Annotated in this window: 2 protein-coding genes and 1 rRNA gene; all 3 read left to right on the plus strand. The window is 36.7% G+C overall.

Features of this window, described 5'->3' with window-relative positions:
* Positions 1 to 83: ribosomal RNA gene (rrf, locus tag V6C11_RS09830) — 5S ribosomal RNA — on the plus strand; the annotation flags it as partial.
* A gap of 347 nt (positions 84 to 430) precedes the next feature.
* On the plus strand, positions 431 to 868 hold the full coding sequence (locus V6C11_RS09835; RefSeq protein WP_333530986.1) for a VOC family protein: 438 nt from the start codon (positions 431 to 433) through the stop codon (positions 866 to 868).
* Positions 869 to 1,171: 303 nt separating this feature from the next.
* The coding region (locus V6C11_RS09840) for a hypothetical protein (RefSeq protein WP_333530987.1) at positions 1,172 to 1,433 on the plus strand (262 nt) is incomplete at its 3' end.

Here is a 1,433-nt window from a genome sequence, read left to right on the forward strand (position 1 = left end):
CCATCCCGAACACAGCAGTTAAGCCCTTCAGGGCCGATGGTACTTGGAGCTCACGCTCCTGGGAGAGTAGGTCGTTGCCAGATTAATTTTTAAAACCCTACAGTTGCAATAACTGTAGGGTTTTGTTATGTAAGTTATGAACTGTTTAGAAAAAATATTATTTGTGCATCTCGGAGTTTGTCCTTTGGCACGAGTCAAATAAGAAGAAAAATAAAATTATTCATGAGGCACCTAAGATATCCTTTGACATAATGTACCTACCAAAAGTATTTTTAAGTAGGTATTTCACGGATGATGAAATGGTATATGTAAAACGATTTGAAAGAATTTTAGCAGGAATAAAAAAGAAATATTGTGGAAAAATGTATAAAAATTAAGTTGGGTTATTGATATAATTAATAGTTTATTTTTATAAAAGGAGTGTATCCAAATGGTCGGAGTAGAAATTGATATGGTCGTTACAGACAGCTTAAAGGCATTGGAATTATACGAAAAAATATTTGATATCGAACGTGTTGAGGTTACAGCTTTTCCCAAAGGCGAAAATGAAGTCATATTTACCCTATACGGGGTGCGTTTTCACATGTTGGATGAAAACCCTAAATTTGAGCTAAAAGCACCAAGTCCGGATGAACCCAAAGCCATTTGGTTTAACATCACCGTTTCTGACATCCATGAAATATTTTCAAAGGCAATCAGCACGGGCTGTACAGAGGTGCAACAGGTGACTGAATTACCTGATTACGGAGTATCAAACGCTATGTTTATAGATCCATTCGGCTATCTATGGATGCTGCATCAAGTGCACAAAGAAGTGAGCTTTGAAGAACGCACACGACTTTGGGAGGAAAAAAGGGATAATGAATAGACACGGGGGCGATTCTCTTGTCTCAGTGTCTGGAAGACATGCTTAAGATTCTTAGAGAAGAGAACCGTCCCCGTCTACCTTTTCAAAAACCCTACAGTTGTAACGCGACTGTGGGGTTTTGTTATGTTTAAGGTGCCGATTGTTGAATTGCTATAATGTTATGATAATTATAAGTTATTCAACAATCGGCACCTTTTTCTAAGCATTGACCTAAATCGTCTGACGTGATATTTTGTAAAAAAATACAGTAATTTCATTTAGATTTTAATTAATTAGCATCCTTATTTCAACGGGGGTGATTCATTGAATAATCATCTAATTATGGCCAAACTCCGATTGCCTTATTTAGGCAGGGGAATTATAGATAGACACAGGCTGTTATTAAAAATGGCGAATTTTAAAGAGAGAAAAGCAACCTTTGTTGTTGCTCCTGCTGGATATGGCAAGACAGTATTTATTAAACAATTCATGGATTGTGTGAAAGTACCCTTTGTATGGTATCAACTTGATTCCTTTGACAACGACCCTGTAAAGTTTTTCGAATATTTAGTAAAGGGCCTCGTGA

It is taken from the genome of Desulfotomaculum sp. 1211_IL3151 (assembly GCF_036763075.1).
Lineage (GTDB): Bacteria > Bacillota > Desulfotomaculia > Desulfotomaculales > Desulfotomaculaceae > Desulfotomaculum.